At 41.9% G+C, this 22,297-nt stretch carries 21 protein-coding genes and 1 tRNA gene; 20 read left to right on the top strand and 2 right to left on the bottom strand.

Going from position 1 to position 22,297, the window contains the following annotated elements; genetic code table 11:
• Positions 1-73: 73 nt before the first annotated feature.
• From HMPREF2571_RS01195 to HMPREF2571_RS01145, 11 genes are all read left to right on the top strand, one after another.
• Positions 74-146: transfer RNA gene (locus HMPREF2571_RS01195), tRNA-Thr, on the top strand.
• 124 nt (positions 147-270) lie between these two features.
• Entirely contained in the window at positions 271-900 is a 630-nt protein-coding gene (tmk, locus tag HMPREF2571_RS01190) for a dTMP kinase (RefSeq protein WP_013991005.1), read from the top strand.
• 8 nt (positions 901-908) lie between these two features.
• On the top strand, positions 909-1,784 hold the full coding sequence (locus HMPREF2571_RS01185) for a DNA polymerase III subunit delta' (RefSeq protein WP_013991004.1): 876 nt from the start codon (positions 909-911) through the stop codon (positions 1,782-1,784).
• Positions 1,781-2,587, top strand: coding sequence for a regulatory iron-sulfur-containing complex subunit RicT (gene ricT, locus HMPREF2571_RS01180; RefSeq protein ID WP_013991003.1), 807 nt, complete (start codon positions 1,781-1,783; stop codon positions 2,585-2,587). The genes HMPREF2571_RS01185 and ricT overlap by 4 nt, the downstream gene beginning before the upstream one ends.
• Positions 2,574-2,894: a DNA replication initiation control protein YabA gene (yabA, locus tag HMPREF2571_RS01175; protein WP_002887582.1), complete on the top strand. Its 321-nt coding sequence runs from the start codon at positions 2,574-2,576 to the stop codon at positions 2,892-2,894. Before ricT ends, yabA begins: the two co-directional genes overlap by 14 nt.
• Before the next feature lie 2 nt (positions 2,895-2,896).
• The gene (rsmI, locus tag HMPREF2571_RS01170; protein WP_070847035.1) at positions 2,897-3,763 is read left to right on the top strand and encodes a 16S rRNA (cytidine(1402)-2'-O)-methyltransferase; all 867 of its coding nucleotides are present in this window, start codon (positions 2,897-2,899) and stop codon (positions 3,761-3,763) included.
• Between the two features lie 136 nt (positions 3,764-3,899).
• Positions 3,900-5,135, top strand: coding sequence for an ammonium transporter (locus tag HMPREF2571_RS01165; protein ID WP_013991001.1), 1,236 nt, complete (start codon positions 3,900-3,902; stop codon positions 5,133-5,135).
• A gap of 10 nt (positions 5,136-5,145) precedes the next feature.
• A complete protein-coding gene (locus HMPREF2571_RS01160; protein WP_002886165.1) occupies positions 5,146-5,487 on the top strand; it encodes a P-II family nitrogen regulator in 342 nt (113 codons plus the stop codon).
• Between the two features lie 90 nt (positions 5,488-5,577).
• A complete protein-coding gene (locus HMPREF2571_RS01155; protein ID WP_013991000.1) occupies positions 5,578-6,234 on the top strand; it encodes a glucosaminidase domain-containing protein in 657 nt (218 codons plus the stop codon).
• Positions 6,235-6,250: 16 nt separating this feature from the next.
• Positions 6,251-6,829: an HD domain-containing protein gene (locus tag HMPREF2571_RS01150; RefSeq protein ID WP_004183046.1), complete on the top strand. Its 579-nt coding sequence runs from the start codon at positions 6,251-6,253 to the stop codon at positions 6,827-6,829.
• A gap of 165 nt (positions 6,830-6,994) precedes the next feature.
• Positions 6,995-7,804, top strand: coding sequence for a Cof-type HAD-IIB family hydrolase (locus HMPREF2571_RS01145; protein ID WP_013990999.1), 810 nt, complete (start codon positions 6,995-6,997; stop codon positions 7,802-7,804).
• 18 nt (positions 7,805-7,822) lie between these two features.
• Here the strand turns inward: HMPREF2571_RS01145 and HMPREF2571_RS01140 are convergent, their stop codons facing one another.
• Complete coding sequence (locus HMPREF2571_RS01140) at positions 7,823-8,329, bottom strand: YgjV family protein (RefSeq protein WP_041817388.1); 507 nt, start codon at positions 8,327-8,329, stop codon at positions 7,823-7,825.
• A gap of 225 nt (positions 8,330-8,554) precedes the next feature.
• Between HMPREF2571_RS01140 and HMPREF2571_RS01135 the strand changes: the two genes are divergently transcribed.
• The 8 genes from HMPREF2571_RS01135 (at position 8,555) to HMPREF2571_RS01100 (ending at position 19,326) form a co-directional block, all read left to right on the top strand.
• A complete protein-coding gene (locus HMPREF2571_RS01135; RefSeq protein ID WP_070847033.1) occupies positions 8,555-9,604 on the top strand; it encodes an SH3 domain-containing protein in 1,050 nt (349 codons plus the stop codon).
• Between the two features lie 136 nt (positions 9,605-9,740).
• On the top strand, positions 9,741-11,372 hold the full coding sequence (locus HMPREF2571_RS01130; protein ID WP_004183038.1) for a Na/Pi cotransporter family protein: 1,632 nt from the start codon (positions 9,741-9,743) through the stop codon (positions 11,370-11,372).
• Positions 11,373-11,456: 84 nt separating this feature from the next.
• The gene (nagA, locus tag HMPREF2571_RS01125; RefSeq protein ID WP_013990996.1) at positions 11,457-12,605 is read left to right on the top strand and encodes an N-acetylglucosamine-6-phosphate deacetylase; all 1,149 of its coding nucleotides are present in this window, start codon (positions 11,457-11,459) and stop codon (positions 12,603-12,605) included.
• A gap of 105 nt (positions 12,606-12,710) precedes the next feature.
• Positions 12,711-13,955 (top strand): YkvI family membrane protein, encoded by a 1,245-nt coding sequence (locus HMPREF2571_RS01120; RefSeq protein WP_013990995.1) that lies wholly within the window; start codon positions 12,711-12,713, stop codon positions 13,953-13,955.
• A 281-nt stretch (positions 13,956-14,236) separates the two neighbouring features.
• Positions 14,237-15,154 (top strand): glycine--tRNA ligase subunit alpha, encoded by a 918-nt coding sequence (gene glyQ, locus HMPREF2571_RS01115; protein WP_002886077.1) that lies wholly within the window; start codon positions 14,237-14,239, stop codon positions 15,152-15,154.
• Between the two features lie 283 nt (positions 15,155-15,437).
• Entirely contained in the window at positions 15,438-17,474 is a 2,037-nt protein-coding gene (gene glyS / locus HMPREF2571_RS01110) for a glycine--tRNA ligase subunit beta (RefSeq protein ID WP_013990994.1), read from the top strand.
• A gap of 33 nt (positions 17,475-17,507) precedes the next feature.
• On the top strand, positions 17,508-17,765 hold the full coding sequence (locus HMPREF2571_RS01105; RefSeq protein WP_004183031.1) for a DUF896 family protein: 258 nt from the start codon (positions 17,508-17,510) through the stop codon (positions 17,763-17,765).
• A gap of 169 nt (positions 17,766-17,934) precedes the next feature.
• Positions 17,935-19,326: an amino acid permease gene (locus HMPREF2571_RS01100; RefSeq protein WP_004183029.1), complete on the top strand. Its 1,392-nt coding sequence runs from the start codon at positions 17,935-17,937 to the stop codon at positions 19,324-19,326.
• Positions 19,327-19,395: 69 nt separating this feature from the next.
• Here the strand turns inward: HMPREF2571_RS01100 and HMPREF2571_RS01095 are convergent, their stop codons facing one another.
• Entirely contained in the window at positions 19,396-20,031 is a 636-nt protein-coding gene (locus HMPREF2571_RS01095; protein ID WP_013990993.1) for a hypothetical protein, read from the bottom strand.
• Between the two features lie 306 nt (positions 20,032-20,337).
• On the opposite strand from HMPREF2571_RS01095, the gene HMPREF2571_RS01090 reads away from it, so the two are divergent.
• Complete coding sequence (locus HMPREF2571_RS01090) at positions 20,338-22,239, top strand: beta-glucoside-specific PTS transporter subunit IIABC (protein WP_070847031.1); 1,902 nt, start codon at positions 20,338-20,340, stop codon at positions 22,237-22,239.
• Positions 22,240-22,297: the final 58 nt, after the last annotated feature.

The following is a 22,297-nucleotide window of genomic DNA, read 5'->3' as shown; positions in this document are numbered from 1 at the left end:
AGTCCAAGTTCTTTTTTGTAAATTTCATACAGAACTTGACTTTTTAGGGCATAGTGTTAGAATAACTGTGTTAGCCGATTTAGCTCAGTTGGTAGAGCAACGCACTCGTAACGCGTAGGTCACAGGTTCGAAACCTGCAATCGGCATGGTCAGAAGTACTCAGATAGAAAAAAGGGGTTTTTAGAAACCTCTGTTTTCTTTTGTCCTTGATTGTTCATTTGAGCTAAAATTTGATAAAATAGAAAGTAAAGAAATCAAAAAGGAAGTATCATGTCAAAAGGATTATTAATCTCAATCGAAGGGCCAGATGGTGCTGGAAAGACTACAGTTTTGGAGGCGCTTTTGCCACGTTTAAGAGAAGTTTATCCAGCTCAAGTCGTGACGACACGTGAACCAGGTGGAGTAGCTATTGCAGAGCAAATCCGTGAGGTTATTCTGGATGTAGATAATACGGCTATGGATGCTAAGACAGAGCTCTTACTCTATATTGCGGCTCGCCGTCAACATCTAGTTGAGAAGGTTTTGCCAGAGCTTGAAAAAGGCAATATGGTCATCATGGATCGTTTTATTGATTCATCAGTTGCCTATCAAGGGACTGGTCGTGGCTTGGACCAGGATGAGATTGCCTGGTTAAATGCCTATGCGACTGATGGGTATAAACCTGATGTGACCCTATTGTTTGATGTGGATTCTGAGACTGGTTTGGCCCGCATTGCAGCCAGCGGCGAACGTGAAGTCAATCGGTTGGATTTAGAGAAGCTTGACCTACATCAGCGTGTACGTCAAGGTTATTTAGATTTAGCACAGGCTGAACCAGAACGTATCAAGTTAATCGATGCCTCACAGGCTTTTGAGGATGTTGTAGAGCAAGCTTGGGAAGTAATTAAAGGCTATTTATAAGGAGCAAGATGAAGTTAGCTGAAAGTCAAAGCAAACTATTTGAAGAGTTTTCACAAATTATCAGGGAAAATCGTTTGAGTCATGCTTATTTGTTTTCGGGTGATTTTGGAAGTCTCGACATGGCTATTTGGCTAGCACAGAGTCGGTTTTGCCTAACTCCTGAGGATGGTCTACCTTGTGGCCACTGTCGTCCCTGTCGCTTGATTGCACAGGGGGACTTTTCTGATGTTAAATTAGTAGAGCCACAAGGACAGATTATTAAGACGGACACGATTCGTCAGTTGACCAGAGAGTTTAGTCAATCAAGTTTTGAGGGGCAGGCTCAGGTTTTTATCATTCGTGATGCAGATAAGATGCATATCAATGCTGCTAATAGTCTATTAAAGTTTATTGAAGAACCTCAAAGTCAGATTTATATTTTTCTTTTGACAGCTGATGATAGTCGTATGTTACCTACGATTAAAAGCCGAGCTCAACTCTTTTATTTTCCAAAGAATCGGGCATATCTGGAAGAATTGCTGCAGAAGGAAGGCTTGTTGCTGACACAAGCCAAAGTGTTGGCGGACTTTGCTAAAGATGATGTTCAGGCTTTAGACTTAGCTAAAGATAATAAGATTCTTGATCTGATTAATACAGTAGAGCGTTTCACACAGTCCCTGCTATCTAATCAGGACCTGCTTTATTTGGACGTTGCAAAACTGGCTGTCCAGTGTAGTGAAAAGTCGGAACAAGAGATGGTCTGGGCTTTTTTAACTTATCAAATGGGGAAGGATATACAAAATCCACAAGCAAGGCGATGGCTAGACTTAGTTTATGAGGCACGAAAAATGTGGCTAGCTAATGTCAGCTTTCAAAATGCGATGGAGTATATGGTATTATCATGACAGAAGTCATTGGAATAAAATTTGAAGAAACTGGAGCAGTAGAATACGTTGTTCCTGATAAAAATTACGCCAAAGATGACTTTGTAGTCGTTTTGGAGAAAAAAGATAAGCGCCTAGCCCAGGTTGTCATGGAAAACACAGATTTTCCTGAGGTTAGTTTGCCTGCGGATTTGAATCGGGTTGAAGGATTGGCAGGAGAGAAAGATTTTGCTAGATATGATGAAAATCTTTTGAAGGCTGAAAAGAGTATGGGAGTAGTGGCTGAATTAATTGCTCAAAATCAGCTAGATATGAAGGTGGTTGATATTGTCTTTCCGCTAAATAACTCTTATGTGTTAATCAGTTTTGTAGCTGAAAAACGGGTAGATTTTCGTCAGTTGCTCAAAGATCTGGCTTCTTACTTTAAGACACGCATTGAGTTACGTCAGATTTCAAGTCGTGAGGAATCAAAAATCTATGGTGGCTTAGGACCTTGTGGCCGGGCACTTTGTTGTTCTAGTTTTTTGGGTGAATTCCCACCAGTATCGATTAAGATGGCTAAAAATCAGAGTTTATCTTTGAATTCTGGTAAGATGAATGGGGTCTGTGGTCGACTTATGTGTTGTCTCAGTTATGAAGATGACTTTTACCGAGATAGCAAGGCTAGTTATCCTGACTTGGGTGATGAAATTGAAACCAAGGATGGCACGGGTCAGGTCGTTGCCATTGATGTGATTGCAGGGACCATTAAGGTTGTATTTGAAAAAGGGCGTGCGCCCCTAACTTATGGAGTGGAGGAAGTTCAGCTAAATGGAAAAGCGTGAATTGTATGATAAATTCGAGGAATTATCACAAAATTTGATGTCGATGTTGGCAGAAGTGGAAGCAATTAAGGCGAACTTCTCAGGAATTCTGGATGAAAATACGGCCCTCAAGTTGGAAAACGACAAGTTGCGTGAGCACTTGAGTCAAGTGGTTCAGGAGGAGACAGGGACTAAAATGTCTCATGGTAAGGTGAACCTCGAGGCTATTTACGATGATGGATTCCATATTTGTCCAGATTTTTATGGCCAACGTCGTGATAATAATGAAGCTTGTGGCTTCTGTGCAGAATTGTTGTACGGAGACTAAACATGCAGGTTCAAAAGAGTTTTAAGGGGCAATCTAGCTACGGCACCCTCTATCTGGTTCCCACTCCTATTGGGAATTTGCAGGATATGACTTTTCGCAGTGTGCAAATCCTGAAAGAGGTGGATCTTATTTGTGCGGAAGACACGCGCAATACGGGTCTCTTGCTCAAGCACTTTGAGATTGAAACTAAGCAGTATTCTTTCCATGAGCACAATGCCTATGAGAAAATTCCAGATTTACTGGAGCGTTTGAAGTCAGGTCTTTCTTTGGCTCAGGTTTCTGATGCGGGTATGCCTTCCATTTCGGATCCTGGGCATGATTTGGTCAAAGCCGCCATTGCTGAGGATATTCCTGTGGTGGCCTTACCGGGAGCATCAGCTGGTATTACCGCCTTGATTGCCAGTGGTTTAGCACCTCAGCCTCATATTTTTTATGGCTTCCTGCCTCGTAAAAAGGGACAGCAGATTGATTTCTTCAAGGAAAAAGTATCTTATCCTGAGACACAAATCTTTTACGAGTCACCTTACCGTGTGGCGGATACCCTTAAAAATATGTATGAGGTCTATGGAAACCGTCAAGTAACGCTAGTTCGAGAATTGACCAAGCTTTATGAAGAGTATCAGCGAGGATCAATTTCAGAAATTTTAGATTATATTGCTAGTAATCCTCTCAAGGGAGAATGTTTACTGATTGTGGCTGGAGCTTCTGAAAATGATAGGGAAGAAAATCTAACATCAGATGTTACGCCAGTAGAGGCTGTTGAAGCTTTAATTGCTTCTGGCATGAAACCTAATCAGGCTATAAAAACCATTGCTAAAGAGCGAAAAATTAACAGACAAGAGCTTTATAACCTTTTCCATGGGGTTTAAGAGGCTCTTTTTTTGTGGCGACACAAGATGTCAGAAAAGAAAGAATTATCAAAAAATTCTATAAATACGCTTGTTTATCTCATGTTTTTGTGTTATATTATCTGACATAAAATAATTTGTGAATTGGAGTGGTTTCATGGATACAGGTAGCAGTGCCTTTATATTGATTTGTTCAGCCATGGTTTGTTTGATGACACCGGCCTTGGCCTTCTTCTATGGTGGGCTCGGACGTCGTAAGAATGTTATCAATACCATGATGATGTCTGTTCTTCCCTTAGCTATAGCTTCTCTCTTGTGGATTGTTGCTGGTTACTCGCTTTCTTTTGGCGGTCATGGGAATATCTTCGGTAATTTCAGTCACCTTTTTTTAAATGGCGTGTCTGAAACTGCCTCAAGTCGTGGTCTAACCATTCCTGATATGCTGTTTGCTGCTTTTCAGATGATGTTTTCGATTATCTGTGTGGCGATTTTGACGGGTTCAGTGGTAGGAAGGATGCGCTTTACACCTTTAGCCATCTTTGTTGTCTTTTGGTTACTTCTTGTCTACTATCCATTTGCACATATGGTTTGGGACGAAGGGCTCCTTGCTAAATGGGGGACAATTGACTTCGCAGGTGGTGATGTGGTTCATATTACCTCTGGGGTATCAGCCTTGGTTTTGGCAATCGTTGTTGGTAAACGCCGTGATTTTGGCATTTTAGAACACCGTCCTCATAATGTTCCTTTTGTTCTATTGGGAGCGGGTCTCTTATGGTTTGGTTGGTTTGGATTTAATGCAGGATCAGCCTTGGCTGCTAATGGCTTGGCAGTGCACGCGCTAGTAACCACCCATGTTTCAGCTGCTGCAGCCATGTTTTCATGGTTGGCAATTGAAAAACATGTCACAGGACATCCATCCTTGGTTGGTGGTTCAACCGGTTTGGTGGCAGGACTGGTTGCAATCACACCTGGAGCAGGTTTTGTTTCAATTTGGAGTGCTATTCTAATTGGTCTTATGGTTAGTCCGATTTGTTTCTATGCTATTTCAGTCTTGAAGAAACGTTTTGCCTATGATGATGCTTTGGATGCTTTTGGTTGCCACGGCGTTGGAGGTATCTTTGGTGGTTTGGCTACTGCGATTTTTACGACACCAGATTTAGCCCTAGATAAGGCCAATATTGGCTTGATTTATGGAAAGGCCCATCTCTTTATTGTAACCATTTTGGCTATTATCTTTACAGCTATTTGGTCTGCTCTTGTGACCTATGGTATTATTAAAGTAATTGCTCATTATATGCCTTTGCGTGTTAGTGACCGTGATGAAGCTATTGGTCTTGATGACTGTGAACACAAGGAAACAGCCTATCCAACCTTTATGGGCTTAGATTCGTAGGAGAATACAGATGAAGAAAGTAGAAGCGATTATTCGTTCGGATAAATTGGAAGATTTGAAAAATGCCTTGACTGGTAGTGGCTTGGCTAAGGGGATGACTGTAAGTCAAGTTCTGGGTTATGGTAATCAACGTGGCTTTGCAGAGTTTGTTCGTGGACAGCGCATTGTTCCTACCTTATTAGCTAAGGTTAAGGTTGAAATTGTAGTTAAGGATATGGCAGTTGACGAAGTGGTTGATGCCATTCGAAGTGCCGTGGCGACAGGGGAAGTTGGTGATGGGAAGATTTTTATTGTTCCTATTGATGATGTTATCCGTATTCGTACGGGTGAACGTGGTGGAGACGCCATTTAATATAATGAAGGCTTAAACCGGTTGGTTTGGGTCTTTTTTAGTGAATTTTGATATACTTAGAGGAGTTAGTATGATTGAGGGGGTGACCGATTGGCAAAAGGAAAAAAGAAAAGTAAGTCTAAAGCTAGACCTAAGAAAACTAAAAAGAAACAGAAGTCTTTCTTGCTCTTTCCTAAATTTTTCCAAAAGTGGAGTCTGATTTTTATTGGCCTATTTGCCTTATTGGGACTCCTAGCTAGTTTAAATTTTCCAAAGTTGACGATGGAAAAGAACATGACATCTACGGATGAGACGACGGTTGCATTTATTGCCGAGATTGGTGAGACGTCGCGCTATTTGGCAGCTAGAAATGATCTTTATGCATCTGTTATGATAGCTCAGGCCATCTTGGAATCTGACTCTGGACAATCTACTTTGAGTCAGAAGCCGTCCTATAACTTTTTTGGGATTAAGGGGGACTACAATGGTCAAAGTGTGACCCTACCGACTTGGGAGGATGATGGTAAGGGTAATCCTTACTATATTGATGCGGCTTTTCGTTCTTATGGCTCTGTGGAAAATTCTTTACAGGACTATGTGGATTTCCTTGAAGGAAGCTACTATGTAGGGGTGCACCGTTCCAATACTAAGAATTATAAGGATGCGACGGCTGCCCTAACAGGGGTCTACGCAACAGATACAACCTATGGAGACAAACTAAACAGCATCATTGAACAATACCAGTTAACCATTTATGACACTTATTAGAGAGGTTCGAGCAGCGATGAGTAATTTGAATAAAACAGTTGATTTTATTACAGAAATAGAGAAATTAAAATCAGTAACAAGATTTAATAGAACCCTTGATGGAAGGTTTGAAAATAGTGCTGAGCATTCTTGGCAGGGTGCGATAGCTGCTATGGTTCTTCAAGATTATTATCCTGAAAGATTGAATATGGAAAAGGTAATGTCTATGTTACTGATTCATGATTTAGGTGAGATTTATGCTGGAGATACTTGGGTATTTGATGATGAAAAAAAGCTTCATTCTCATGATAGAGAGCTAGAATCTATAGAAAAAACAATGAGCATCCTTCCAGAAGAAAAATATTTGAATATGAAAAATTCTTGGTTGGAGTTTGAAAAAGGGCAGAGTGCTGAGGCAAGATATGCAAGAGTGATTGACGCATTGGTACCACTGATAAACCACTTGGAAGTGTCAGAATTAAATTATAATCCAGATCATATTAGTTCAGAGATGGTATTAGAGAAGAAAAAATTTATAAAAGATGAGTCTGAAGAGTTATGGAAGTTGACTGAAGAGTTGGTTCAGAAAAGTGTAGAAAAGGGCTTGTATTTATAATATCAATTGGTCCCTACGGATTGGTTTATAGAAGACAAGGGCGTGTCAATTCGGCACGTCTTTTTTGATTTTTCTGTGTTATAATAGAAGTAGTTATATTAGGATTTGAGATGCACACCTCGATGTTTTTTTTGCACTCCCTTGAAAGAGAAATGGTTAGATAGTATGATTAAATTGATTGCAATAGATATGGACGGAACACTCTTAGATAGCCAAAAAGAGATTCCTGCAGAGAATATTAAAGCTATTCAAGAAGCAGCTGCGGCAGGTATCAAAATTGTCCTTTGTACAGGACGCCCACGTTCAGGTATTCTTCCGCATTTTGAGAAATTAGGACTGAGTGAAGAAGAGTACATTATCATGAATAATGGCTGTTCAACTTATGAGACAAAAAATTGGAAGTTGCTTCAATATGAAAGTTTATCTCGCTCTGAGATGGAAGAACTCTTGCAGGCTTGCGAAGACTTTCCAGAGGTGGCTCTAACCTTGACTGGTGAGAAGACTTACTATGTTGTGGGCGATGAAGTGCCTGAGCTAGTAGCTTATGATGCTAGCACTGTTTTCACAGAAGCGAAGGCTAGAAGTTTGGAAGAAATCTTTGCGGAAGGGCAAGTGATTTTCCAAGCCATGTATATGGCTGATTCTGAACCTTTGGACGCCTTCCAAAACGCAGTGCAAGATAGACTTAGTCAAAGCTATAGCACAGTTCGTAGCCAAGACTATATCTTTGAAATCATGCCACAGGGGGCAACTAAGGCCAGTGGACTTAAGCATTTAGCGGAAAAACTTGGAATTGCTCCAGATCAAATCATGGCTCTGGGTGATGCTGCTAATGACCTTGAAATGCTTCAATTCGTCGGTCAAAGTGTTGCCATGGGTAATGCTAGTGACGATATTAAAGAGTTGTGTAAGTATGTGACCTTGACAAATGACGAGGCAGGCGTAGCCCACGCTATTCGTACTTGGGCTTTATAAGAAAAAGACCTTTAGCTTCTATCTGCTAAAGTTTTTTCGATTTCGAATAATGGCAATGAGGGTAGTTAGTGTGATAGTGACGTCAGTGATGGCAGCGGGGTAGGCCTTAATGGTCAAATCGTAAATGAGCCAAAGTAACATATTCTCAATGATGACCCAGCGAAGCCACTGAAGGTTTCGTGTGATGGCAATGGCTAAACTATAAGAGACTGAAGAGATGATTGGCAGATAGCCAATAAGTCCAAGCTGATTGAGATAGGATCCTACGATGATTTGAATAATGATGAGGATGGTCAAGATAGCCTTGGTCATCTTCTTTTTGACCATCAAGCTATTACGTATAATGGAAATACTAATGGTTAAAGCACCGGTATACCCCCCTAGAAGCAGGTTCGCAATAGCAGTAAAAATGTAGTCGGTAATTTGCCAGACGAGCATTTTATGTTTTGATTTTGCAAAAGAAGATATGGCGACACATAGGGCACCTATGGCTGAGAATACTTGTGCTAGAAGATAGACTGTCATGATATAACTTTCAATTTTTGTCTCCATTATATCACAAGGATTCAAGAGATTTTCATCTCTTTTTTTAGAATTTACAGCCCTAATATGTTAGCGTTTACATTAGAAAATGATATAATAAAAGTGTAGAAAAGATTATTCCCTTAAAAGTAGAGAGAACCCAATGTTCCCTTGTGACATAGGTCCTATCTTTACTTTTTGCGATAGACTAGAAATGAGGAAATAATTATGAAAAACAAATTTTCCCAAGCAATCGTGCTTTCCATGGTTACCCTTTCCTCAATGGTTTTGCTGACGGCCTGTTCCAGCCATAAGGAATCGAGTTCAGCAGATAAGACGCCTAAGAGCAGCCAGGTGACCTCATCAAGTAAGGCTAAAACATCCAGTAAAGATAGCGGTAAGACTAGCAAGTCTAGTGCTGAGGTCAAGGAATCTTCGGGTGCAAAGACGGAGTCTTCAAGCACGCAAAGTAGTCAAAAGGCTTCTGCCCCAAGTTCGAGTAGCAGTCAGTCTCAGTCATCGCCTTCCAATAGTTCATCAACTCCCTCAAGCAGTCAGTCACAGGCTCCAAAATCTTCAAACGAGAATCAATCTTCAGCGAGTCAATCTCAAGCGCCAAAGAGCTCAAGTGATAGTCAAGCTCAAGCTAAAACGGATACGCAAGTAACCACCGTGGATATGGATGTGAGTGCTGTAGCGCGTGGTCAGTTTGATAGTATTGCTGGTACTTGGAAGTCCAGTGATGGCAGTCGTCTGGTCTTTAATAACACTAGTCTAGTAGGAGATATCACTGCTCAAGGTCAAGCGACAGTTCACAATTATGTGCACCCGAAAGATAATTATCAAGAGGGCTCAGGTAAGTATGATGCCACCCTCTCAAGAGATAGAGGGGACACTTCTGGTATTGTTGGAGATATTAGCTTTGTCTCTAAAAAGGCAGCTATTTCTGGTCATAGCTATGAACAAGATACCATTCAAGTAACCAGTACTGGTGGAACAAAAGTCTACTTTAAAGAATCAGATAATGTGACGCTACCTAAAGACGTGATAGTTACTGACAATCAACTTTCAATTGATGGTGGTATAGCAGAATCTGGTAGCTACACGCTTACCAAACGTACAGCTGTCAAAAATACTCCTAGTGATACGGCTCCAGTTGAATTTTACTTAGAAGCAGGTGATAAGATTAACTTTGATATGAAGGTTACTCAAGACGGTCATAGTTGGATTTCTTACATCAGCTATAGTGGTGTTCGCCGTTATGTTCAAGTGGATTAATGAGACATCTAGAAAGGTCAGATTTTCTTCTGATCTTTCTATTATTTTGTGGAAAAAGTCTTGTCTATTCCCTAATAAATCGATACAATAGAAAGGTCGGTTTTACCGAAAATTTTTAAATAATGAGGACAAAAATGTGTCAGTAAATTGGCAAGATATTGCGTTTTCTTTCCTCGGTGGTTTGGGGCTTTTCCTCTTTAGTATCAAGTACATGGGAGATGGTCTTCAACAAGCAGCCGGAGATAAGTTGCGCTTTTACATCGATAAGTATACCAGCAACCCGTTTTTAGGGGTTTTGATTGGTATTGTCATGACGGCCTTGATTCAGTCGAGTTCAGGGGTTACCGTTATTGTCGTCGGTCTGGTTTCGGCAGGGCTTTTGAGTCTTCGTCAGGCTATTGGGATTGTCATGGGGGCAAACATCGGAACAACCGTTACTTCCTTCATGATTGGTTTCAAGCTAGGAGATTATGCCCTTCCAGTGATTTTCCTGGGGGCTGCGCTTCTCTTCTTCACAAGCAATAAGAAGCTCAATAACCTAGGTCGTATCTTGTTTGGTGTTGGGGGGATTTTCTTTGCCCTTAACCTTATGGGAGATGCGGTAGAACCTTTGAAGTCAGTTACAGCCTTTAAGGACTACTTGGCAACCTTGGGTGATCGCCCAGTCATGGGGGTTATCATTGGTGCTGGTTTGACTATGTTGATTCAGTCATCAGCAGCGACCATCGGTATTCTTCAGAGTCTCTACTCAGGTGGTTTGCTTGACCTGCAAGGTGCCCTTCCAATCCTCTTTGGGGATAATATCGGGACAACAATTACAGCGGTTCTAGCTGCTCTTGGTTCGAACATTGCGGCTAAACGTGTGGCAGGGGCTCACGTCCTGTTCAATGTTATTGGGACGGTCTTGTGTTTGATTCTCTTGGTTCCATTCACAGCCTTGATTCAATGGTTTAAGTCTGTGCTTGGATTGACACCTGAGATGACCATCGCCTTTGCTCATGGTACTTTTAACATTGCAAATACTATCGTTCAATTCCCATTCATCGGACTCTTGGCTTACCTTGTGACTAAGATTATTCCTGGTGAGGACGAAATTAACAAGTACGAAGCGCTTTACTTGGACCGTTTGCTTATCACACAAGCACCAGCTATCGCCCTTGGTAATGCTAAGAAAGAATTGGTGCACTTGGCATCATACGCCATCCAGTCTTTGGAAGCTTCCTATGCTTTCTTTGCTAAGGGAGATGAAAAATACTTCGATAAGGTTGAGAAGTATGAAACAGCAGTTAATAGTATTGACGAAGAGTTGACAACTTACTTGATTGACATCTCTAACGAATCTCTAAGTGTTTCTGAAAATGAAGTGTTGGCAAGTGTGCTTGACTCTGTTCGTGACTTAGAGCGTATTGGTGACCTTGCAGTTGCAAGTGCAAACCTTTCACAACACATTCATAATAAGGGAATTGAATTTTCTGATACTGCCAAGGCTGAGCTTGCGGATGTTTACAACCGTACTCACCGTATCGCCCTTGATAGTATTCGTGTTGTTGTAGATGACGATAAGGTACTTGCAGGTCAAGTCATCCTTCGCCATGAAGAGTTGGAAAAACTTGAAAAACAATTGCGTAAAACACATACCAAACGTCTTAACAATGGTGAATGTACTGCGCAAGCAGGTATCAACTATGTTGATTACCTCTCACATTACACACGTATCGCAGATCATGCGATTAACCTTGTTGAAAAGGTTACAGAAGGTGTGATTTAATAGAGAAAGTCGAGATAATTTCTCGGCTTTTTTGATATAATGAAAGCGTATTAAGAATATAGAACAATGATGAGAGGTGGTCCTATGACCTATTATATTTCAGCCAAACGTTTTTACTTTGAGAATAAAATCAAGGAAGGGGGCTACCTAGCGGTTGTGGATGGTCGTTTCGGCGACTGGTCGGAAAAGGTACCAGAAGGTGCGGAGGTGCTAGATTACAGTGATTATCAGATTGCTCCGGGCCTTGTGGATACTCATATTCATGGATTTGCGGGTTATGATGTCATGGATAATTCTGAGGAAAGTCTTCTAGGTATGAGTCAAGCCTTGCTTTCAGCAGGTGTGACCTCCTTCTTACCGACAGCCCTAACAGCCCCATTTGAAGAGCTGAAGGCTATTTGCCAAACAACAGCTAATACGGTTGGTAAGGAAACTGGTGCCAAAATTCAAGGGCTCTTCTTTGAAGGACCTTATTTCACTGAAACCTATAAGGGGGCTCAAAATCCTAAATACATGGACAATCCAAGTGTGGAACAATTGAAGGCGTGGCAGGAGGCAGCTCAAGGCAAATTGATTAAATTGGCTCTTGCCCCTGAACGTGAGGGAGTAGCTGAATTTATCCAGGAAGCAACCAAGCAAGGTGTAACTATTGCTCTAGGTCATTCCGATGCCACATATGAAGAAGCTATGGCAGCAGTGGAAGCCGGGGCGTCCGTTTGGGTCCACGTCTATAACGGAATGCGTGGTTTTACGCATCGTGAGCCTGGTATGGTTGGGGCAGCCTTCGATAGTCCAGAAACGATTGGTGAGTTGATCGCTGATGGTCATCATGTGGTCCCTGCAGCTTGTAAGGTTCTTATCAAGCAAAAGACTCCTCAAGGAGTTGCCCTTATTACAGACTGTATGTCAGCGGGAGGACGTCCTGATGGCGATTATATGCTGGGTGAACTTCCTGTCATCGTCGAAAATGGTACCGCCCGTCTCAAAGAAGGTGGTAATCTAGCTGGATCTATCCTACAACTTAAAGACGGTGTCAAACATGTGGTTGACTGGGGACTTGCGACGGTTGCTCAAGCTCTACAAATGGCAACCAGTGTTCCAGCTAAATCGGTTGGGATTGAAAATACTTGTGGAAGCCTAAAAGCAGGTCTACCAGCTGATTTTATCGTCTTAGATGACTCCTTGGACTTACAAGCAACCTATGTTGATGGGCAAAAAGGTTGGGAAAAATAAGAGTATGAGTAGCACTTTCTGATGAAGGTGCTGTTTTTAATTGATTTTTACAAAGGTGTTAGAGTAGTGTAAAATGGAAATACGTTATATTTTACAGGAGGTAATATGTCAAAACGTATTTGGAGCATTGCCCTGGCCTATGTCGGTGTAATGATTGGTGCAGGGGTATCTTCAGGACAGGACCTTTTACAGTATTTTGTTAGTTTTGGAGCCTGGGGACTGATAGGTGTTATAGTTCTAGGGATTTTGCATGTTGGCTTTGGGCGACTCATGATTGCTCTGGGAAGTTATTACCGCTCAGATGATCATTCAGTAGTCCTGGCAGAAATCAGTCATCCTGTGATTTACCGTATTTTGGATATCGCTTTGATTATCACTTGTTTCCTGTTTGGTTTTGTGATGACAGCAGGTGCAGGGGCTAACCTAAACCAACAGTTCGGCTTTCCGATTTGGGTAGGTGCTTTCCTGTGTACAGCTCTGACTATCTTTGTGAGTTTCCTAGATTTCAGAAAAATCATCGGTGTTATTGGAGTTTTTACCCCTATGATTCTGGTTATGATTGCCATGATTTTTGTGACCAATGTTCTAGGGCGTCACTGGGATTTTGCTGAGATGGATAAGGTGTCGCAAACCATTCAATCTCCTTTTCCGAGTATCTGGCTGTCAGTGGTTAACTATTTTGCCGTTTGTGTCATGTCGGCCATAGCCATGGCCTTTGTGATGGGTGGCTCTATTCTCAAAATCAATGAAGCTGAAAAGAGTGGAGCCTGGGGAGGATTCATGGTTGGTGTGATTTTCTTCGTCACGACCTTGATTCTCTTTGCTAACAGTGATAAGATTGCTAGCTCAGATGTTCCTATGTTGGCTATTGCTAAGGAAGTGAACCCTGTCTTTGCGACGCTCTACGCCTTGGTTATCTTTGGCTTGATTTTTAATACCGTCTTTAGTCTCTACTATGCCCTTGGAAAACGCTTCTCAGCAGGTAGTGAGAAACGCCTCAAGTTCTTTGTAGCTACATTTGCCCTTGCTGGCTTTGCTATTTCCTTCATGGGCTTCCGTCAACTGGTAGCAGTTATGTATCCTATTATCGGTTATTTAGGAATGCTGATGTTGGTTGTGTTAGTTGTAGCTAGTTACCGCAAAAAAGCCAAAATTCGTAAGGAAAAGGAAATTCGAAATCATCTCTTGTCTATCGTTGAGAAAGCTTATGATCCCAATCAAGATTTGACCCATCAGGACAAGCAAAAAGCCGAAGAACTTCGAGAAGCCTCAATTATTGATAATGACATTCTCCATGAAGATTCCCATGCACATGTTCGTCAGGAAATGGGAATCAGTGAGAAGGATTAGAATTTTATTTTACAAGTTTCTCTATTTCTGCTATAATACTGACAAGAAAGAAGGGCTTATGGCGTTTTTCTAGCGAGCTTGGGATAGTGAAAGCCAAGTAGAGCAAAGTAGGCAAGTGGCGCTTTCTCTCAGCAAAGAGCTGAGTACAAACAGATAAAATGAAGTAATAAATTAGGGTGGAACCGCGTTTCTGACGCCCCTAGGTCAAACGACTTAGGAGCAGAGACACGGTTCTTTTTGTATCCTGAGTCACAAGAAACTTTATGAATAAGGAGTAAAACATGTCCAAAAAATTGACTTTCCAGGAAATCATACTTACTTTGCAACAATACTGGAATGACCAGGGTTGTATGCTCATGCAGGCTTATGATAATGAAAAAGGTGCGGGAACAATGAGTCCATACACCTTCCTTCGTGCCATTGGTCCTGAACCATGGAATGCGGCTTATGTAGAGCCATCACGTCGTCCAGCAGATGGACGTTACGGGGAAAACCCAAACCGCCTTTACCAGCACCACCAATTCCAAGTGGTGATGAAACCATCACCATCAAACATCCAAGAACTCTACCTTGAGTCATTGGAAAAATTGGGTATCAATCCTTTGGAACACGATATTCGTTTCGTTGAAGATAACTGGGAAAACCCATCAACTGGTTCAGCTGGTCTTGGTTGGGAAGTTTGGCTTGACGGTATGGAAATCACTCAGTTCACCTACTTCCAACAAGTTGGTGGATTGGCAACTGGTCCGGTAACTTCTGAGGTCACTTACGGATTGGAACGTTTGGCTTCTTACATCCAAGAAGTAGACTCAGTTTATGACATTGAGTGGGCTCCAGGTGTTAAATACGGAGAAATCTTCCTTCAACCAGAATATGAACACTCAAAATACAGTTTTGAAGTTTCTGACCAAGATATGCTTCTTGAAAACTTCGAAAAATTTGAAAAAGAAGCAGGACGTGCTTTGGAATTGGGTCTTGTTCACCCGGCCTATGACTACGTTTTGAAATGTTCACACACCTTCAACTTGCTTGACGCTCGTGGAGCAGTATCCGTTACAGAACGTGCTGGTTACATCGCCCGTATCCGTAACTTGGCCCGTGTCGTAGCCAAAACCTTCGTCGCAGAACGTAAGAAACTTGGTTACCCACTTCTCGACGAAGCCACACGCGCAAAACTCCTAGCAGAAGAGGAAGAATAAAAAAGAGTTACAAGAATGGAAAATGGGCAAACAAAGTGAGCCCACATGGCTACCCAGAGGCAAGTCGAAGACTTGCTAAAGGGATAGGCACCGCCGTACTGGTATATGGGTTTTTTTGAAACGTTAGGTTCAAAAATCAGTTGGCTAAATCCACTTTGATGAGACTGTTGGAAATCGATGTGGAGAAGACAGAAGATTTCCCTACAGCCTCACAAAGTTAGTTGGCAACGTCCCCAGTACCTAAGGTGCCTATCAACAAGAAGAATTTTGTAAAGGAAAAAACATGACAAAAAACTTATTAGTAGAACTTGGACTTGAAGAGTTGCCAGCCTACGTTGTCACACCAAGTGAAAAACAACTCGGTGAGAAAATGGCAGCCTTCTTGGATGACAACCGTCTTTCATACGAAAGCATTCAAACCTTCTCAACACCACGTCGTTTGGCAGTCCGTGTGATTGGTTTGGCTAATCAACAATCTGATTTGACCGAAGATTTTAAAGGACCTTCTAAGAAAATTGCCTTGGATGCAGATGGAAACTTCTCAAAAGCGGCTCAAGGATTCGTCCGTGGGAAAGGCTTGACGGTTGATGATATTGAATTCCGTGAAGTCAAAGGTGAAGAGTACGTTTATGTCACTAAGCACGAAGCTGGAAAACCAGCTAAAGAAGTTTTGGCTGGCGTTCCAGAAGTACTTGCTTCATTGACTTTCCCTGTCAGCATGCACTGGGCTAACAACACATTTGAATACATTCGCCCAGTTCACACCTTGATTGTTCTTTTGGGCGACGAAGCGCTCGACCTTGATTTCTTGGATATCCAGTCAGGTCGTGTGAGTCGTGGACACCGTTTCCTTGGACACGAAGTGGAAATTACCAACGCGGATTCGTATGAAGAAGACCTTCGTACCGTTTACGTCATTGCCGACAGCAAAGAACGTGAAAATATGATTCGTGAGCAAATCAAAGCCATCGAAGCAGAACAAGGTGTTCAAGTTCAAATCGAAGAAGGCCTTTTGAATGAAGTCTTGAACTTGGTCGAATACCCAACTGCCTTCATGGGAAGTTTTGATACTAAGTATTTGGATGTTCCAGAAGAAGTTTTGGTGACCTCAATGGAAACGCACCAACGTTACTTTGTTGTACGTGACCTTGATGGTAAACTTAAACCAAACTTCATCTCAGTCCGTAATGGTAACGCTGAGCACTTGGAAAATGTTATCCGAGGAAATGAAAAAGTATTGGTGGCACGTCTTGAAGATGGTGAATTCTTCTGGCGTGAAGACCAAAAACTTAAGATTGAAGACCTCGTTGCTAAATTGGCTAACGTGACCTTCCATGAAAAAATTGGTTCTCTTTCAGAACACATGGCACGTGCGGGTGTTATTGCAGCGTCACTAGCTGAGCAAGCTGGTTTGACTGCAGAAGAAACGGCAGCCGTAGCTCGTGCAGCTGAAATCTACAAATTTGACCTCTTGACTGGTATGGTCGGAGAGTTCGATGAATTGCAAGGAATCATGGGTGAAAAATATGCTCTTCTCGCTGGTGAAGATGCTGCGGTAGCGACAGCTATCCGTGAGCACTACCTTCCGGATTCAGCAGACGGAGCTCTTCCAGAGACTAAGGTTGGTGCTATCCTTGCGCTTGCAGATAAATTGGATACCCTCCTTTCATTCTTCTCAGTTGGCTTGATTCCATCAGGTTCAAATGACCCTTATGCGCTTCGTCGTGCAACACAAGGGATTGTTCGTATCTTGGATGCCTTTGGCTGGCACATCCCTATGGATGAGTTGATTGACAGCCTCTACGGACTTTCATTTGATAGTCTTTCATATGACAATCAAGCAGAAGTCATCAACTTCATCAAAGCGCGTGTGGACAAGATGATGGGACGCACTTCAAAAGATATCAAAGAAGCTGTTCTTGCTGGTTCAAACTTTGTCGTGGCTGATATGCTTGAAGCAGCTGACGCCCTCTCAGAAGCTGCGAAGGCTGATGGTTACAAATCAGCTGTTGAATCACTCTCTCGTGCCTTCAACTTGGCAGAAAAAGCAGATGCTTCAGTAGCAGTCGATGACAGTCTCTTTGAAAATGATCAAGAAAAAGCTCTTGCTAAAGCGATTGAAGAGCTAGAATTGACTGGTTCAGCTAGTGACAAATTGGCTCAACTCTTTGCTCTTAGCCCAGTCATTGATGCATTCTTTGACAATACTATGGTTATGGCAGAAGATGAGGCTGTTAAAAACAACCGTTTGGCCCTTCTTGCAGGTCTTGTAGCTAAAGCTAACGCTGTTGCAGCCTTCAACCAATTGAACACAAAATAATGACCTTCTAACAGGTAGAAAGTAGGTTTTATTATGACACCTGAAAAAATCGCTCGTATCAATGAGCTTGCTAAAAAGAAAAAAAACGAAGGTTTGACGCCAGAAGAAGAAGTGGAGCAAGCAAAACTTCGTGAAGAATACATTGAGGGCTATCGTCGCTCAGTTCGTCACCATATCGAAGGAATTAAAGTGGTTGACGAAGAGGGTAACGATGTGACACCTGAAAAACTACGTCAAATACAACGTGAAAAAGGTTTGCATGGTCGTAGCCTTGATGATCCTGAATCATAATAACGATGTACAAGGGTTTGGAATTTTTCCAAGCCCTTGTTTTGAAGTATAAAATTCTGAATATTCTGTATAAAAATTGACCAATTATTTCAAAAATGGTAAAATATAAGTTATGTTAAAAAATGGCATGATTCAATGAGTCGTGCTCAATAGAATTGGAGTGAAAAAAATGTCGCAAAAGCAACATCATAAAGACGACGACAACCAGACTGAGAATGGGATGGTGCGTGGTCTTCAAAACCGTCACGTCCAGCTGATTGCCATCGCTGGTACAATCGGTACAGGTCTCTTCCTTGGAGCGGGGCGTTCCCTTTCCCTAACAGGACCTTCAATCATCTTAGTATATATACTAACTGGTATCTTCATGTATCTTATGATGCGAGCGATCGGTGAGATGCTCTATATGGATCCTGACCAGCACACCTTTATCAACTTTATTACCAAATACCTTGGTAAGGGCTGGGGATTCTTCTCGGGTTGGTCTTACTGGGTATCACTAATATTCCTCGGGATGGCAGAAATTACGGCAGTATCAACCTATGTTCAATATTGGTTCCCAAGTTGGCCTGCCTGGCAGATTCAGATTGTCTTCTTGATTATCCTGAGCTCGGTTAACCTGATTGCGGTTAAGATTTTCGGGGAAGTTGAGTTTTGGTTTGGGATGATTAAGATTATCACCATTCTTGCTCTTATCGCAACAGGTATCTTTATGGTAGCAACCAACTTTGAAACCCCTGCTGGACATGCTAGCCTTGCCAATTTTACACACGGCTTTCAGATGTTCCCTAAAGGTTGGGTAAGCTTTGTTATGACCTTCCAAATGGTTTTCTTTGCTTACCAAGCCATCGAATTTGTAGGGATTACAACATCCGAGACGGCAAATCCACGTAAGGTCTTACCAAAGGCAATCAAGGAGATTCCAATTCGTATTGTCATTTTCTATGTGGGTGCCCTCATTGCTATCATGGCTATCTTCCCATGGCAAAAACTTCCAGTTAATGAATCACCGTTCGTAACGGTCTTCCAAATGGCTGGTATCAAGTGGGCAGCAGCCTTCATTAACTTTGTAGTCTTGACAGCAGCGGCGTCATCATTGAACTCAACACTTTACTCTACAGGTCGTCACCTTTTCCAAATTGCTAAGGAAACACCAAATAGTAAAGTCATGAAAGCTTTGAAGCTAGATACTTTGTCACGTAATGGTATTCCTTCACGTGCCATCATTGTTTCAGCTATTGTAGTATGTGTTTCAGCCTTCATCAATGTCTTGCCTGGTGTATCTGATGCCTTCGCTTTGATTACCGCATCATCATCAGGGGTCTACATTGCCATCTATATCTTGACCATGCTTGCTCATCTCAAGTACCGCAAATCTCAAGAGTTTATGGCAGATGGATTCCTTATGCCAGCCTACAAGATTCTTAATCCATTGACTATCCTTTTCTTCATCTTCGTCTTTGTTTGTCTCTTCTTGCAAAAGTCAACAGTTGTCGGAGCTATTGGGGCAGCCATCTGGATTGTCGTATTTAGTATCTATAGTAACTGGAAACACAGTAAATAAATCAATTTAGCTCACCTTTATGGTGAGTTTTTTGTTGCAAAAAAGGACACAAGGTGTCCCAGTTATTAGTTATGCAATACTTTCTTGATTTCCGTGGTGAAAGAAGCCACCTAAGAGGCCCTTGCTACGATGAAAAATAGCAGGCTTATGATCGTTGTGTGAACGACCATTAACATCAAGTTTAGCCCATTCAAGAGCCTGGTAGGCATTTCGGTCTGAAACTGTAGATGTCCCAATATAGCTATAAATACCTGCCTGAGCAAGAATAAACCCTTGTAGTTGACGAATATGCTCATCATTGAGTGCTTCAGAAAAATGGATTTTAACTGTCTTATAAGTCAAGGCTTGGACAGACTCAACGATAGGTGATTCTGCTAGGAGGTGCAAAAGTTCTTGATGCTTAGTAAAGTACTTATCATAGTCCATTGGAAGAATGATAGTATGGGCAATCCAATCTTCCAAGTTGGCTTTGGCTTTCTTACTGAGACCTTTTGCTGTGATACTGAGATTATCTATATTGAAAGGAAGCTGGTCGATGTGAGCAGTGTTCGAACCATATGCCTTTCTGAAAAGCGGTGTACTTGATAGAATATGTCCAGTAGGGGAAATAATAGCCAAGGCAGTTTCCTTGGTTTGGTAACCAAGCTTGTGGCATTCCATGCTAGCGTATGTATCTTTAAATTCAATAATTGCTCTTGTTTTCATCGTGTAACTCTCTTTCTGTTAGTTTATAAACTAACAATAGTTTATCATGACTTATGCTCTTGGTCAAGAATTTACCTCGAAAAACAAAAAACAATTATGTAAGGGTTTGCAAAAATGTTTGGACTCTGATAAGATAGAACCATAGCAAAAGGATTGTTACTGGTCAGCAGGCAAAACCTAGATAAATACGAAAAACTAATGGGAGTAGTGTATGCTTATCCCAATTGGTTCTTGGTATTTATTTAGGTTTTTTTCGTTGAAAAAGCCTCAAAGAAAACTAGAATCCTAGACAAGAAAGGAGCCCTTATGGCTAAATATACTGAATTAGCTGAGGACATTCTCAAACACGTTGGTGGCAAGGAAAATGTCAATAGCTTGAAACACTGTGTGACACGTTTGCGCTTTGATTTGAAAGATGAATCTAAAGCAGATGATGACTACCTTAAGAACCGTGACGGAGTTGTTACTGTTGTTAAGGCAGGTGGACAATATCAGGTGGTTATCGGTAACCATGTGCCTGATGTTTATGCTGAGGTTCTCCAAGTTGGTGGTCTTCCAGCAGGTGGAAGTCTTGATCTTGATGAGGGGGATGCACCAAAGGGAAATCTCTTTGACCGCTTTGTATCTTTGGTATCAAGTATTTTCCAACCTTTCCTTGGGCCTTTGGCTGCAGCCGGGATTATCAAAGGAATAGTCGCTGTCATGGCAGCATGTGGCCTGTCAGCTGCAACAAGCCCTATGTATGTCATCCTTAATGCGGCGGGGGATGGTTTCTTCCAGTTCTTGCCAATCTTGATTGCCTTGACTTCTGCTCGTCGTTTCAAGGTTAATGAGTTTACAGCTATTGCGATTGCAGGAGCACTTGTTTATCCTGATATTGCTACGCTGGTGACTGCTCTTCAGAAAGCTGGTCAAGGTCATGTTCTAGGAGTTATTCCATTTGCGCTTCCTGCAGGGGGCTACCTCTCAACTGTAATGCCTTCTATCTTGGCAATCTGGGTGGCTTCATACATTCAAAAATTCTTTACTAAGATTACTCCAGATGTCATTAAAGTCTTCGTAGTACCTTTCTTTACATTGCTCATTACAGTACCATTAACATTCTTAGTGGTGGGACCAATTGCCAACACTTTCTCTGATGTATTGACAAGTCTTTTCCAAGCGATCATGAACTTTAGTCCGATTGTCTTTGGTCTTGTACTTGGTATCCTATGGCAAGTCTTGGTTATGTTCGGAATGCACTGGGCGCTTGTTCCCCTTGCTATCTTAGATGTGGCAACAAACGGAAGTTCTACGATTCTTTCAGCAGCTATCCTTCCATGTTTCACGCAAACAGGTGTATTGGGGGCTATCATGCTTAAGACAAAAGAAGAAAAAGTCCGTATCATTTCTATGCCAGCCTTTGTTTCATCTATTTTTGGGGTAACAGAACCTGCTATCTATGGGGTGACTCTTCCAATGAAAACACCATTCTACATTTCATGTGGTGTTTCAGGACTTATGGGGGCTGCCATGATGGCCCTAGATATTAAGACGTATTCGATAGGTGGTCTGGGTGTTTTTGTCTTCCCAAGCCTTATTGGACCGGATGGTAACCTTTCTAAAGTTATCTTTGCCATTATTATTGCCATTGTGGGTGGTGTTCTTGCCTTCCTCATCCAACTCTTTGTGCAAGTACCAAATCTATACGGTGGTGGAGCAGCTAAGGTTGAGGAAAAAGCTGAAGAAGCTGCACCTGCTCCTAAAGAAATTCAACAAGAAATTATTGCGAGCCCACTTATCGGGAATGTTGTCCCACTTGACCAAGTTCCTGACCAAGTCTTTGCCTCAGGAGCTATGGGTAAAGGTATCGCTATTGACCCTACTGATGGGGTAGTGGTCGCACCAGCTAAGGCAACTGTTAATTTAGTCTTCCCTACTGGTCATGCGATTGGTTTGACAACTGAAAATGGTGCAGAGCTTCTCATTCATATTGGTATGGATACTGTTTCTCTTGCTGGTAAAGGCTTCAAGACCTATGTGGAAGCAGGTCAAGTTGTAGAAGCAGGACAAAAACTTATCGAATTTGACCTAGCAACTATCCGAGAGGCTAAATTACCAGTTATCACGCCAGTTATTGTGACCAATACAGCTGACTTTGATGATGTCTTAACGACTAAAGAAGCTCGTGTTAACACTGGTGACTATCTCCTCACTGCTGTTAAATAAAAAGAAATCCGAGAATCAACTTCTCGGATTTTTGTTTATTTTGTGACTTTAAGTCCGT

This window comes from Streptococcus sp. HMSC068F04 (assembly GCF_001837455.1).
GTDB classification, from domain to species: Bacteria; Bacillota; Bacilli; order Lactobacillales; family Streptococcaceae; genus Streptococcus; species Streptococcus salivarius_D.
This window is presented reverse-complemented; position numbering and strand designations above follow the sequence as displayed.